This is a genomic window from Lentzea aerocolonigenes, from assembly GCF_000974445.1.
Classification (GTDB): Bacteria; Actinomycetota; Actinomycetes; order Mycobacteriales; family Pseudonocardiaceae; genus Lentzea; species Lentzea aerocolonigenes.
In genome coordinates this window covers 259,320-271,778 of sequence record NZ_BBOJ01000022.1, presented here as the reverse complement: position 1 = coordinate 271,778, position 12,459 = coordinate 259,320, and the positions used below count along the sequence as shown (strand labels likewise).

The window sequence follows — 12,459 nt, the reverse complement described above, 5'->3', positions numbered from 1 at the left end:
AAAGCGGTCGCTCATCTGCTCTTGTCGTAGGGCCGCTCGGGCCAGTGGTGCTTGGGATACCTGCCCTTGAGCTCACTGCGCACCCGCAGGTAGCCGTTGCGCCAGAAGGTCCTGAGATCGCTGGTCACGGCGGTGGGACGGCCCGCGGGGGAGAGCAGGTGCACCACGACGGGAACGCCCGCGATCTGCGGTGTGTCGGCCCACTTCATGGCGTCCTGGATGCGGACGTGCAGCGCGGGCTGGTCCTGGGTGTAGTCGACCTTGCCCTGGCCGATGCGTTCCGGAGCGAGCTGGTCGAACTCGGCCGCCTCCGGCCACGGCAGCAGGCCGCGCAACAACGCGGTCGTGTCGATCTTCGCCAGGTCGGAGCGCTTCTTCGCCTGACCGAGGTCGATCGCTTTGATCAGGCTCTCGTCGTCCACGCTCGGCCAGTCGCGGGTGCGGTGCAGGAACGCCATGCGCTCGCGCAAGCGTTTGGCGGCGTCGGTCCACTTGAGCAGGCCCAGGCCCTCGGCTTCGAGGCCCATGCGGAGTGCCTGCTGGGACTTGGCGAGGTCGGTGAGCTTGCGTTCGTCGAGCGTGATCGCTCCGAGCTTGCGGACGCTGTTCGCGATGACGTCACCGTTCCACCGGATGTCGTCCTCGGTGTGCACCAGGGCCGCGGCGGCGGTGACGGCCAGCTCTTCGTCGGCGGGGGCGGCGAGCCGGATGCGGCCGTGCTTGCTGCCCGGTTCGCGGTCGGCGATCGCGACGGCCAGCCACTTGGCGTGCGAGTCGGTGTGTTCGACGGCCGTGCCGTTGGCCATCAGGTAGACGGTGCTGTTCTTGGACCGGCGTTTCGCCAGCCGTTCCGGGTAGGCGAGTGCCACGACGAGCGCCGGGTCGCCGTTGCCCGCCGGGTTGCTGCCGAGCTTCTCGAGCTTCTTGGCTTCCTTGCGCCACTTGCCGGGGGCTTTCAACGCGGTCGCCAGGTCGGTCGTGCCGGGGTGGGTGCTGTCGTCGAGCAGGGCCACGACCTCGGCGGCGGTGCGGTTGCCCGCCAGCGCGCTGCCGTCGATGAGCGCGCGGCCGAGCCGGGGGTGCAGGCCGACGTTCGCGATGCGGTCGCGGCGGTCCGGTTCGAGGGCGCCGAGCGCGTTCAGGGTCTCCTGGGCGGCCTTGAGCGCACCCTCCGGCGGGGAGTCCCACCAGTTCAGGCCGGTGCCGTCCGGCGTGCCCCACACCGCGAGCTCCAGGGCGAGCCGGGTCAGGTCGGCCGTGCGGATCTCCGGTTCCGGGTAGCGGGGCAGCGTCGAGTGCTCGTGCTCGGGCCAGCAGCGGTAGACGCGGCCGGGGGCCTCGCGTCCCGCTCGTCCGGCGCGCTGGTCGGCCACCGCTTGGGAGACGCGGATCGTGGTGAGCCCGGCGAGGCCGCGCCGGTGGTCGACCCTGGGCACGCGGGCGAGGCCGGCGTCGACGACCGCGCGCACGCCGGGAACGGTGAGGCTCGACTCGGCGATGCTCGTGGCGAGCACGACCCGCTGGCGGCTACCGGGTTTCAGGGCGGCGTCCTGCGTCTGGGCGTTGAGCTGGCCGTGCAGGATCACGGTGTCGGCGTTGAGCAGGCTCGCCGTGCGGTTGATCTCTCGCACGCCGGGCAGGAACGCGAGGACGTCGCCGTCCACTTCGGACAGAGCCTTGGTGATGGCTCTGGCGACGGTGTTCTCGATGTGCTCGTTGCGCGCCGGCGGGACGTAGGTCATCTCCGTCGGGTACATGCGCGACTCGCTGTGCAGGACCGGGGCGTTGAGCAGGTCGGAGAGTCGTTGCGCGGCAACGGTTGCGCTCGTGGCCAGGAGCTTGAGGTCCGGGCGCAGGCCCGCCTTGGCGTCCAGGAGGAGCGTGAGGAGCAGGTCGGCGTCGAGGTGACGTTCGTGGCACTCGTCGAGCAGGACGGTCCCCACGCCCTTGAGCTCCTGGTCGTGCTGGAGCCTGCGGACGAGCAGCCCGCTGGTCACGACCTCGATCCGGGTGTGCCTGCTGGTCTTGCGGTCGCCGCGGACCGAGTAGCCGACGGTGTGACCCACGGGTTCGCCGAGCAGACTCGCCATGCGCGCGGCGGCTGCTCTGGCGGCGATCCTGCGCGGCTCGGCCACCACGACCCTGCCTTCGAGGGCGAGCGGGACGAGCGTGGTCTTGCCGGTGCCCGGTGGTGCGACGAGCACTGCCGCGCCGTGCTCGTCGAGCTGCTGGAGGAGCTCGGGGAGGACGGACTTCACGGGGAGATCGGGCAGGTGCACACCGTTGAGTGTGTCAGGGTGGACATATGGGGATGCTTGGTGCCGTGCACGCGGGGTTGTCCGTGTTGCGGTCCGCACGGAACGTGGCGCAGTGGCAGCACGTGGCGAAGCTGTCGTCGTCGACGAAGACCGCGTCCGTGCTGGCTGTCGTGCCGGCGCGCAACGAGGAAGCGACGTTGCCGTCGTTGCTGTCCGGGTTGGTCGGTCAGCCCGGTGTGCGCGTTGTGGTGGTGGACGACGCTTCTGCGGATGCGACCGCGTCTGTCGCTCGTTCTCGTGGTGCCGAAGTGATCGAGTCGTCCGGTCCTGCTGCTGGTTGGGCTGGCAAGACGCATGCGATGCATCTCGGCGTTGGGGCCGCACGGGACGAGGAATGGCTTCTGTTCGTGGACGCGGACGTGACGTGCGCGCCCGATCTGGTGGGACGGCTGGTGGCCACAGCCGGTGAGCTGGGCGCGGACCTCGTGTCGTCGTCGGGGCGTGGCTCGGGGGTGGCCTGGTGGTTCCTGCTGCCCGCGTTCAACACGCTGGTGTTCGAGGGTTCGCCGCCATCAGGGCGTGGTCCGACGGCGCTCGCGGTCGGGCACTGCGTCCTGGTGCGGCGGTCGGTGTTCGTGGCTGCCGGTGGCTGGCAGGCGCTCGCTCCGACCCACGCCGACGACGTCGGGCTGGCGACGTTGATCAGGGACTCCGGCGGGGTGGTCCGGTTCGTCGACGCCGCCGCGTTGCTGACCACGTCGGGGCTGGATTCTTTTGGTGACACGTGGCGGTCGTTGCGCAAGAGCATCCAACCCTCGATGAGGGAGATGTTCGGGCCGTGGGGGCGCGTGTTGTTGGTGGTTGCCGGGTTGTTGCACCTGGCGTACGGGTTGATGCCGGTGTTGCGCTGGCGTTCGCGGTGGTCGTGGCTGGCGTGGTTCGCGCAGGCCGTGTCGCACCGCGAGTTCGTGCGGCGGGTCGGTGCTCCTGAGGTGTCCGCCGTGCTGGCTCCGTTGTCGTGGGCGACGATCGGGGTGTTCCTGCTGGACTGCGCGGTGCGTCCAGGTGCTTCGTGGAAGGGCCGTCGAGTTGGTTGACCCGTTGCGTGATCCGGACGACCCGGAGCTGCTGGACCCGTACCAGGCGCGGTCGCTCGCGATCCTGGTGGAGGGAGCGCGGCTCGCGTCCGGTGCGGTGCGCTACGGCAAGGTCGGCAGGGTCGGATGCGCGGCGGTCGTGATCAACCGCGAGAACCCGCTGCCGTCCGGGAACTTCGGCTGCGCGCTGGACGGCTCGTCGGTCGAGGTCGCGTCCACGTTGTTGCAGCTGGAGCAGACGTTCGCGGACGTGGGACGCGCCGAGGCGGTGGTGTACGCGTCGCCGACGACCGTCGACGAGATCGAGGGGATCGCCGACGACTCCGGCTGGTACGCGGTCGAGGAGCTGTTGACCGTGGTTCACCGCGGGCCTGCTTCGGTGGCGTCCGAGGTCAGGAGGGCTGTCGACGCGGACCTGCCGGGGATCGTCGAGCTGCTGTCGGACGAGCTGGTCGGCAACCGGGAGAGGTTGGCGAGGTGGCTCGGGCATCGATTGGACGATCCGCGTTGTTCGTTGTTGGTGGTGGACGACGGCGACCGGATCGGCGGGTTCGTGTCGGGGTTCGCCGAACGCGGTGTGGGGTTGGTCGAGCAGTGCGTCGTGCGTCCGGCACGGCGGCGGCGTGGCGTTGGGCGGTCGTTGGTGGTGTCTGCTGCTGCGGTGCTGCGTTCTGCCGGTGCGCACCTGGTCGCGTCGCAGGTGGACGAGGGGCCGGGGGAGCGGTTCGCCGAGGCGTGCGGGTTCATGGCCGCCTATCCCGTGACGGCATATGTACGCAGAGTGGATGAGCTGCTCGACTGAGTTATTTAGTTGCCGCGTGACATATCCTTAGCAGGGCTAAAGGAGGCTGTGTGCGCGAGCGGTTACCGGTCGAGGTGTGGGTTCTGGTCGCGGCGAGCTTCATCATCGCCATCGGGTTCGGGATCGTGGCACCGGTGCTGCCGGTGTACGCCGCGTCGTTCGGCGTCGGTCACACCGCTGTCGCGGCTCTGATCAGCACGTTCGCGTTCGTGCGACTGGCGTTCGCGCCGATGAGCGGCAGACTCGTCAACAAGTTCGGCGAACCGCACGTCTACATCGTCGGCATCCTCATCGTGGCCGTCGGCACCGCGTTGTCGGGCTTCTCGTCGAGCTATCCCGAGATGCTGGGGTGGCGTGCGCTCGCCGGCATCGGGTCGACGATGTTCACGGTGGCCGCGCTGGGCCTGTTGATCCGCATCACGCCGGCGCCGATGCGCGGGCGGGCGTCCGGGCTGTGGGCGGCGGGCTTCCTCGTCGGCAACGTGTGCGGCCCGATCGTCGGTGCTGGCCTCGTGCCGTTCGGCGTGTGGGTGCCGTTCGTGTCGTACGGCCTGTTGCTGTGCCTCGCCGCGTTCGTGGTCTGGTTCTTCCTGCGCCGTTCGACTCTCGCTGCTCTCGACAAGACCAACACCGACATCCCGATGACGGTTCGTGAGGCCGTGCGGCACCGGGCCTACCGTGCGGCGTTGGCGTCCGGGTTCGCGAACGGCTGGGCCGTGTTCGGCGTGCGGATCTCGTTGGTGCCGGTGTTCGTCATCGAGGCGTTGCACCACAGCGCGGCCGTGGCGGGCATCTCGATGTCGGTGTTCGCCGCCGGCAACGCGTCGATGCTGTTCCTGTCCGGCAAGATCGCCGACACCCGCGGCCGCAAGCCCGTCGCCGTCGCCGGCCTGGTGGTGAGCGGTCTCGCGACGATCTGGATGGGCTTCACCGGTGACGTGTGGATGTTCATGGCCGCGTCGCTGATCGCGGGCATGGGCGCCGGCCTGCTGAACCCGCCGCAGAACGCCGTGGTGGCCGACGTGATCGGCGCCAAGGGCAAGGGCGGCCCGGTGCTGGCGGGCTTCCAGATGGTGACCGACCTGGGCGCGATCATCGGCCCGATGTGCGCAGGCCTGCTGGCCGACTCGTTCGGCTTCGAAGCCTCGTTCGCCATCACCGGCGCGTCGCTCCTGCTGGCCGTCGGCTTCTGGTTCGTCGCCCCCGAGACCCTGCCCACCCACGAGGAGGAGCACACGGCCGAGGCCGTCGCACCCGAGTGCGGCTGCCTGGACGAGAGCGCCGAGATCCCGACCGGCGAACGGGTCGGCGGCAAGCCACGCCACCCGGAAGCGTGATCGGGTACTCAGCTTTCCTTTAGTTTGTGTCGCTACCCTCGTCGCCGTGGGTGGAGCAGAGCGCAGTGCGCGGAAGAAGAAGCAGGCCGCGCGTGCGGTGGCCCAGGCCCGTTCGACGGGCGGTTCGGACCGGACCAAGATCATCGCAGGCGTGGCCGTCGTAGCGGTGCTGGCCATCGCCGTCATCGGCTACGTCGTGTTCCAGTCGACGAAGTCCGCGGCCCCCGCGTCCGACGGCGCGATCCCGCAAACGTCCCCGGACCACATCATCTCGGCCCCCGCGGTCCGCGACGGCAGCTCCGTGCTGGTCGGCAAGGACACCGCGACCGTGACGATCGACGTGTACGAGGACTTCCTCTGCCCGATCTGCGGCACGTTCGAGAAGACCTACGGCTCGAGCATCAAGAAGGCGGTCGAGGACGGCAAGGTCAAGATCCGCTACAACATCCTGCCGATGCTGAACCGCCTCTCGAAGCCCGAGGGCTACTCGACCGAGTCGGCCAACGCCGCGCTGTGCGTGGCCGACGGCGGCAAGTTCAACGAGTTCCACGCGGCGCTGTTCGGCGCGCAGCCGGAGGAAGGCGAAGCCGGCTACACCAAGGACCAGCTCATCAAGCTGGGCAAGGACCTCGGCGTCACGTCGGCAGGCTTCGAATCCTGCGTGCAGAACCAGACCTACAAGACGCAGCTCGACGAGCTGATGTCCAAGACCAGCAACGATCCTGTGCTGAAGGACCCGGACACCGGTCGCTTCCGCGGGACGCCGAGCGTTGCCGCGAACGGCAAGCTCGTCGACCTGGACAACAAGAACTGGCTGTCCGACCTCGCCAAGTAGCCCCGTCGATCAGCGCCTGGCCCTGTTCCACCGGGCCAGGCGTCGTTCGTGATGTCCTGTGTGTCCTGTGTGGACTCGACGGCCACGTGCAGCTGTGCCGCGCGTCACTCCAACTTCTCTCCGTCTGGAGCCTGGAAGCTGACGGTGCTCAAGAGGCGGTCTCCAGGGCCTCTGGGGTGCCGTTTGTGCAGCTCGCGGCGGGCCTCGGGGGCTGGGCACTCGATCTTCGGATCGACGGGGCTCTGGTGGTTGTCACCCGGCTCTACCAGGCCGAATGCGGTTCGGGTACCCCCGATTTTTATCTTGTGGCACGGGTGATGTACGGTATTGCCACACGAGAACGAGAGGGAAACCTCCCGGAAACGTGGACCTTCAAGGGGCTGTGGCGCAGCTGGTAGCGCATCACACTGGCAGTGTGAGGGTCAGGGGTTCGAGTCCCCTCAGCTCCACCAGATAACTCGATACACGAACACCCAGAGGGGCGGGCCCGGATAGTCGGGTTTCCGCCCCTTCTGCATCCGCGGCATCGGCGGCTGTGGGTGCTGGTGGCACTCGGAGAACGGGGACCATGCGGCCCGGTCCGGTGATCTTGATCTTGACTACGAAGGTCTCTACGACGGCCTTGCGTTGGTTGGGGTTGCCCGCCTTGATGATGGTGCGGATGTTGTTGTTGACGGTGTCCAGGGTGGCGGCGTCGGGCATGGTCGGCTCGTTCTCCAGGTCCTCCATGAGTTCGGCCTCTCGTGCCTGTAGCTGCTTCTGCGTGGTGCGGTGCCTGCGCATCCGTTCCTTGGCGGTGTCGTCGTCGGCGTCGAAGGTGTCGGCTTCGAACGCGTCGAGATACTTGTCGATCTTCGCGGTGACCTTGGTGATCTCGGATCTCACGGCCTTGAGTTCGGCGGTCACCTTCTCGTGGCTGGACTCGTAGACCTTGCGGGCCTCGGCGACGGCGTCGCGGATGAGTTGGTGCTGGTTGCCGTAGAAGCTGGCGACGGAGTCGAGTACGGCCTGGTCGAGCGCATCTGCGTTGATGCGGTCTTGGTCGCAGGAATCCGTGCCGTACTTCAGCCGCTTGTTGCACGTGTAGTAGCGGTAGGTCTTGGTCTTGCCAGTTGCCCTTGTGCCGACCATTGCCGTGTGGCACTTGGGGCAGGACAGGCGGCCGGTGGCCATGTAGTCCGAGCCGTTCGACCTGCGGCGCGAATGGCTTTCGCTGCGTGAGTCCATGATGCGTTCGGCTTCGTCGAACTGCTCGGGCGTGATGATGCCGGGGTGGGCATCGAGGGTGATGACGTCGCGGTAGTGGATCTCTCCGAGGTAGACGCGGTTCTCCAGGATCGTGAGAACCCTTTTGAAGGGCCAGAGTCCGCCGCTTCGGGTGCGGTACCCGCGTTCGTTGAGTTCGTTGGCGATCGCGTGGGAGCCGAGGCGGTCCTTTGTGTACAGATCGAAGATCAGCCGGATGATGACGGCCTCGGATTCGACCACGACCAGCTTGTGAGTGACCGGGTCCATCATGTAGCCGGGCGGGGCGTAGCCGCCCTTCCACTGTCCGGCTTCCGCCTTCTTCTCCATGCCCGCCGTGACACGGTCCACGATGAGATCCCGCTCGAACTGCGCGAACATCGACAGCAGCTGAAGCATCATCCGGCCGACCGGAGTCGAGGTGTCGAACGGCTCGGTCGCGGAGCGGAACGCCACGCCGACCTTGTCCAGCTCATCCAGCAGTGTCACGGTGTCACGCAGGTTGCGGGAGAACCGGTCTACTCGATACACGAGCAAGACGTCGATCATGTTCGCTTTGGCCCACTGCATCGCCTTTTGCAGGCCGGGCCGGTCGGTGTTCTTGCCTGACGCGTCGTCCTTGAACTTCTTGACGATCTTCCAACCCGGTTGCGACTGGACGTAGGCATCTAACCGGGTGTCCTGCGCCTCGATCGAGTAGGGCTGGTTCTCGTCGTCGGTGCTGCGCCGCAGGTAGATACCGACCCGCACGGTGTCCAGGTCGAGCCCCGCCGCAGCGGTGCTCACCCTTTTTGTTCTCGTCCGCCTAGACAAAGAAGTTCCCCCAAGTAATCGGCGTAGGCGCATGAATAGGCGCTGTTTTTGGCAAGACTCTGCTCATTCCGGTAATTCCCTCTGTCATGTTCCGGAATGTAGCACTCTTGGTCCCAATTTATTAATGGTCGGCTTTACGCGGAGCGCTGTATTTCATTCCAGGAATTGATGAGCGTCGCGAGAGTGCTCACGCCCTGGTCGCGCTGCGCGTCGTCCAAGGGCTCGGTCTCGATGTGGTCGACCGTCCAGGCGTCCGGCTGCTGGGCTGCTGCGGTCATTCGCGGGTCCCCCCGGTGAAGGCGCGGGAGTCCCCAGGCCAGCGCGAGGCCTAGGGACTCCTCGCGCTGGTGGGCGTGGGCTAGCTGTGCTGGTGGGTCACTCGACGTTGAGAGGGTGCAGGGGTCGGCCGGCGTCGTCGCGTGGGTCCAAGGTCGGGGTGACCTTGCGTTCTCCGGCGAGCGCGACGCCGAACGCGCCGAGCAGCGCGAGGACCGCGGCGACGGTGCCGTTGATGGCGTCGGCCTGGCCGGTGGTGAGTAGGCCGGAGCCGACCAGCCAGGAGACCAGCGCGGTGATCAGGCCTACCCAGGTCGCGACGGCGCGCAGCGGGCGGGGACGGGGTTCGAGCAAAGGAGCAACCTCCGGTGTGGGTTGGGTGTCGTCGTGGCGTTCGAGCCACAGCACGGCGGCCCGGCTGCCCTTGATGAGCAGCCAGACGACGAGGGCGAGGGAGATGACCCAGTGCCCGCCGGGCGTGAGCGCGGCGGGCACTGGTTGTGGGGTCATGGGCGGATGAGGTCGGCCCAGTCGTCCCACCAGACCTCGCCCCAGCGGGACGTGCTGTTGGGCCGGTAGGCGCGCTGCCAGGCGGAGACGGCGTCGGCGGTGGGCTGCTCGAATATTCCGTCGGCCCAGCCGGGGTAGTTGGGGGCGAAGCCGAGGCGCTGCAACTCTTCCTGGATGAGCCGGACGTAGTACTGCTCGTTCGGGATGCCGCCCATCGACTCGGGCGCACCACCGTGGGACTCGTTCGGTCCGGTGATCAGGCCGAAGTAGTGGCCTTCGGGCAGGGGGAACCGTGGCTTTGTCGGCGGCCGGGTCGGCGGCTGGGTGCTGGCGCCGCCGAGGATCGGCAGGTTCCACGGGCGCGGGTCGTCGCACAGCGGGGAGGCGACGACCGACAGGTGAAAGTGCGACGTGTGCGGGTTGTCGCCGGTGTAGCGGACCCACTGCCACGGGTTGAACTGCGGCCGGGTGTCCATGATCAGTCCGTTGGCGATAACGTACTTGATCCGCGGGTCGCGCGACGCCTGGAGTTCGTCGGTGATGCGGTCGATGTCCACGCCGTGGGCGGGGTCGTGGGTGATGTCGATGGCGGTGACGATGCCGCCGTACCAGGGGTTGTGGTCGCTGTCGGTGCCCTGGTGGCTGGGGTCGCCGATGGTGCCGTCACTGGCCTTGTTGCGGCCGGGGAACTTGGCGTTGAACTGGTCTCGGAGGGTGAGCAGGGAGTTGGCTACGCGCCAGGCCAATGTGTTCTCTTCCTGTTGGTGGGCAACAAAAAACGGCCGTCACCAGGCGGTGACGGCCGTTCGCTTGTGGGGGTGGGGTTAGGTGTGGCGTCGCACGGCGGCGGCGATGTCCTCGGCTGCGCGGCGGCGGTCGCGCTCGCGGTCGAGTTCGTCTTCCAGTTCGGCGATGCGCTCTTCGAGCACGGACACGCGATTGCGCAGCGCGGTCAGCGCCTCGGCGTGCGCGGTTTCGCGTGCGGCCAGGGCTTTGAGGTACTCGGCGCGGTCGGACCGGTTGGCGGTCATGAGCCTGTGGTTGGCGGTGAGTAGGTAGCCCACGACGATCACGAGCGCTGCGGCCACGCCGAGCTGGGGCAGCAGGGACGGGTCCATGAACCTCCGTCTCGGGTGGTCAGGGAACCCGGACGCCTTCACGCTGGAGCTGTGCGCGGGCGTCGGGGCTCAAGGCGGGATCGGGGAACAGGCCCGCGTCTGCGGGTGGGCCGGGGCTGGTGGTGGCGCGCAGGGTGAGGACCTGGCGGATGCGGCCGGTGCTGTCGCCGCTGATCTTGTTGCCGACGATCCAGGCCGGTGTGGACAGTGCCGCGCCGACGTCGTCGACCACGCGCACGAGGTCGCCGAGCTGGAGCCGCGGGTCCGGCAGGATCTCTACGTCGCCGAGGATCGGCAGCGGTGAAGCGGCCACGCTGAGGAGGTAGTCCGCGATGCGTCCGGCGGCGGTGGACATCTGAATCCACGGGGTGGCGGGGACGACGTAGACCTGGGAGCCGTAGCGGTCGCGGCTGGTCTGGTCGTAGCGGCGGATGGAGAACCGTTGCGGGCTACCGGATGCGAGCGTGATCGCGGCGATGGACACCGAGGGGGTGCCGGTGTTGGTGGTGAGGAAGAGGTCGTTTCCGGTGCGGTTGCGGAAGGTGATGATCAGCTGGTCGCCGTCGCGTTCGGTGGTGGACTCCACCGCGCCGTGCACGCCTCCGAGACCGTTGGACTGGTTGGAGAACCGGACGCGGCTGGTGTTGGCCGGGACGGTGTTGACGTAGACGATCGGGGGCGGGCTGTCGTACTCGGAGCTGTCGTAGTCGTAGCGCAACGTCAGCGTGCCGAACGCGGGAATCCACGAGCCTTCGGTGTCTGTGAACCGGGTGGTCGTCGCGCCCGCTGTGTACACGGAGTACGGGACGTCGATGACGTTGCGGACGGCGTCGATCGCTTCCGAGACGCGCAGCGAGGCGATCTCGCGTGCGCTGGTCACGGTCGCCATCGGCGAGCCCGGTGAGGTGAAGCGGGTGTTGCGGCGCCACCGGAAGATGCCGAACTCGTCGAACTCGGCCGTGGCCTGTTCGGCTTTGGCGACGGCGGTGATGATCTCCCACGCGGAGCCTTGGGTGGGTGGGATGGCGTTGAGCTGGGAGCCGACGTCATCGAGCACCGCGCCGCGCTGCCACGGTGGTTCCCAGTCGTCTTTGGTGTTGATGAACGTGTCCATCTTGGACACCTGCACCGCTTCGACGGGCAGACCGGCGACGAGCTCGACGTAGTTGAGCTGGGTGGCGGGCATGACCGGGAACCGGCCCATGTCGAGGGTGTAGAACGGGTCCGGTGCGTTGGGGCCGGACATGAAGAAGTAGCCGTGCAACACGCGGTCGAAGCCGACTGCCCAGTAGACCCCGCAGTGCCACCGGCCTTTGGTCCGTAACCGGCTGGTGTTGATGGTGGCCGAGGTGCCGTCGGTGCCCAGCGTGATGGCCTCGTTGACGAAGTCGACGCTGAAGCGGACGTTGTTGGTCTGCGTGTCGGCCTGGAAGAACAGGCCGAGCTGAACCTTTCCGCCGACCGATCCGAGGTTGGTGTTGTCCACCCAGAACTCGGCCAGCAACTGCGCGCCGGGAACGGTGGTGCGGGTACGCGGGTCCCAGCGTGCGGTGTACTGGCCCCAGCCGGGGACCGGGGCGATCTCCCACGGGGCCAGGTCGCGCCGCCAGTCCAGCAGGTTCAGGACGTGGTCACGGTAGAAGCCGATGTTGGGGGCCAGGCCGCCGTGCATCGAGGCGTAGAGGATGCAGCCGGGGCGCGGTGGCGGGCTGGTGTGGATGCCCGCGTTGCGCAACAGGTGATCGACCACCCACACCCCGGACGCGATGGGCGTGGTGTTCGCGGACACAGCCGCGGGCAACCTCGCCGCGTCGCGCAGCCGCTCGGCGCCGTCGAGCGCGGACAGCTCCACCACCCCTGTGGCGCTGGTGGCGGCGCGGTCGCGGACCATGCCCCGGAAGCCGGGCAGGGCCTCGCCCGCGATACCCCAGCCGTGCGTGACGGACTGGCGCGGCCGGGCGATGTCGGCGGTGGCGTGCGGAGCGTAGGGGCTGTAGAGCTGCGCGGCGGTCTTGCCGTCCGCGCCGGACAGCGTCATGCGCAGCTCGGCCGAGGCGCTGCCGTTCGCGGCGCGCATCTGCTCGGGCAGGTCCGAGTCGTAAGCGCGGTCGAGGCTCCATGACGTGACTTGGTCGGTGAGGTCGCGGCCGGCGAGCCGGGTCAGGCTG

General features: G+C 68.1%; 11 protein-coding genes and 1 tRNA gene. 5 read left to right on the top strand and 7 right to left on the bottom strand.

Going from position 1 to position 12,459, the window contains the following annotated elements; all coding sequences use genetic code 11:
• Positions 1–11: 11 nt before the first annotated feature.
• Entirely contained in the window at positions 12–2,279 is a 2,268-nt protein-coding gene (gene hrpB / locus AOM45_RS37665) for an ATP-dependent helicase HrpB (RefSeq protein ID WP_030470397.1), read from the bottom strand.
• Between the two features lie 26 nt (positions 2,280–2,305).
• Between hrpB and AOM45_RS37660 the strand changes: the two genes are divergently transcribed.
• The 5 genes from AOM45_RS37660 (at position 2,306) to AOM45_RS37640 (ending at position 6,781) form a co-directional block, all read left to right on the top strand.
• Positions 2,306–3,355, top strand: coding sequence for a glycosyltransferase family 2 protein (locus AOM45_RS37660; protein ID WP_051784164.1), 1,050 nt, complete (start codon positions 2,306–2,308; stop codon positions 3,353–3,355).
• A complete protein-coding gene (locus AOM45_RS37655; protein WP_236703970.1) occupies positions 3,324–4,157 on the top strand; it encodes a GNAT family N-acetyltransferase in 834 nt (277 codons plus the stop codon). The genes AOM45_RS37660 and AOM45_RS37655 overlap by 32 nt, the downstream gene beginning before the upstream one ends.
• A gap of 50 nt (positions 4,158–4,207) precedes the next feature.
• Positions 4,208–5,494 carry an MFS transporter gene (locus AOM45_RS37650; protein ID WP_030470400.1) on the top strand — a complete coding sequence of 429 codons (1,287 nt, stop codon included), beginning with the start codon at positions 4,208–4,210 and terminating at the stop codon, positions 5,492–5,494.
• A 46-nt stretch (positions 5,495–5,540) separates the two neighbouring features.
• Entirely contained in the window at positions 5,541–6,329 is a 789-nt protein-coding gene (locus tag AOM45_RS37645) for a DsbA family protein (protein WP_030470401.1), read from the top strand.
• 376 nt (positions 6,330–6,705) lie between these two features.
• Positions 6,706–6,781 (top strand) — tRNA-Ala (locus tag AOM45_RS37640).
• Here AOM45_RS37640 and AOM45_RS53895 read toward each other — a convergent pair.
• From AOM45_RS53895 to AOM45_RS37610, 6 genes are all read right to left on the bottom strand, one after another.
• Entirely contained in the window at positions 6,732–8,420 is a 1,689-nt protein-coding gene (locus AOM45_RS53895; protein ID WP_369406710.1) for a recombinase family protein, read from the bottom strand. The two genes, AOM45_RS37640 and AOM45_RS53895, sit on opposite strands and share 50 nt — an antisense overlap.
• Positions 8,421–8,521: 101 nt before the next feature.
• Positions 8,522–8,665, bottom strand: a complete 144-nt coding sequence (locus tag AOM45_RS51345; protein WP_156094113.1) for a hypothetical protein — start codon at positions 8,663–8,665, stop codon at positions 8,522–8,524.
• Between the two features lie 97 nt (positions 8,666–8,762).
• Positions 8,763–9,173 (bottom strand): hypothetical protein, encoded by a 411-nt coding sequence (locus AOM45_RS53175; protein WP_236703969.1) that lies wholly within the window; start codon positions 9,171–9,173, stop codon positions 8,763–8,765.
• On the bottom strand, positions 9,170–9,919 hold the full coding sequence (locus tag AOM45_RS37620; RefSeq protein WP_051784165.1) for a peptidoglycan-binding domain-containing protein: 750 nt from the start codon (positions 9,917–9,919) through the stop codon (positions 9,170–9,172). Before AOM45_RS37620 ends, AOM45_RS53175 begins: the two co-directional genes overlap by 4 nt.
• Before the next feature lie 78 nt (positions 9,920–9,997).
• Positions 9,998–10,291: a hypothetical protein gene (locus AOM45_RS37615; protein ID WP_030470407.1), complete on the bottom strand. Its 294-nt coding sequence runs from the start codon at positions 10,289–10,291 to the stop codon at positions 9,998–10,000.
• Between the two features lie 19 nt (positions 10,292–10,310).
• Positions 10,311–12,368, bottom strand: coding sequence for a hypothetical protein (locus AOM45_RS37610; protein ID WP_030470408.1), 2,058 nt, complete (start codon positions 12,366–12,368; stop codon positions 10,311–10,313).
• Between the last annotated feature and the right edge of the window lie 91 nt (positions 12,369–12,459).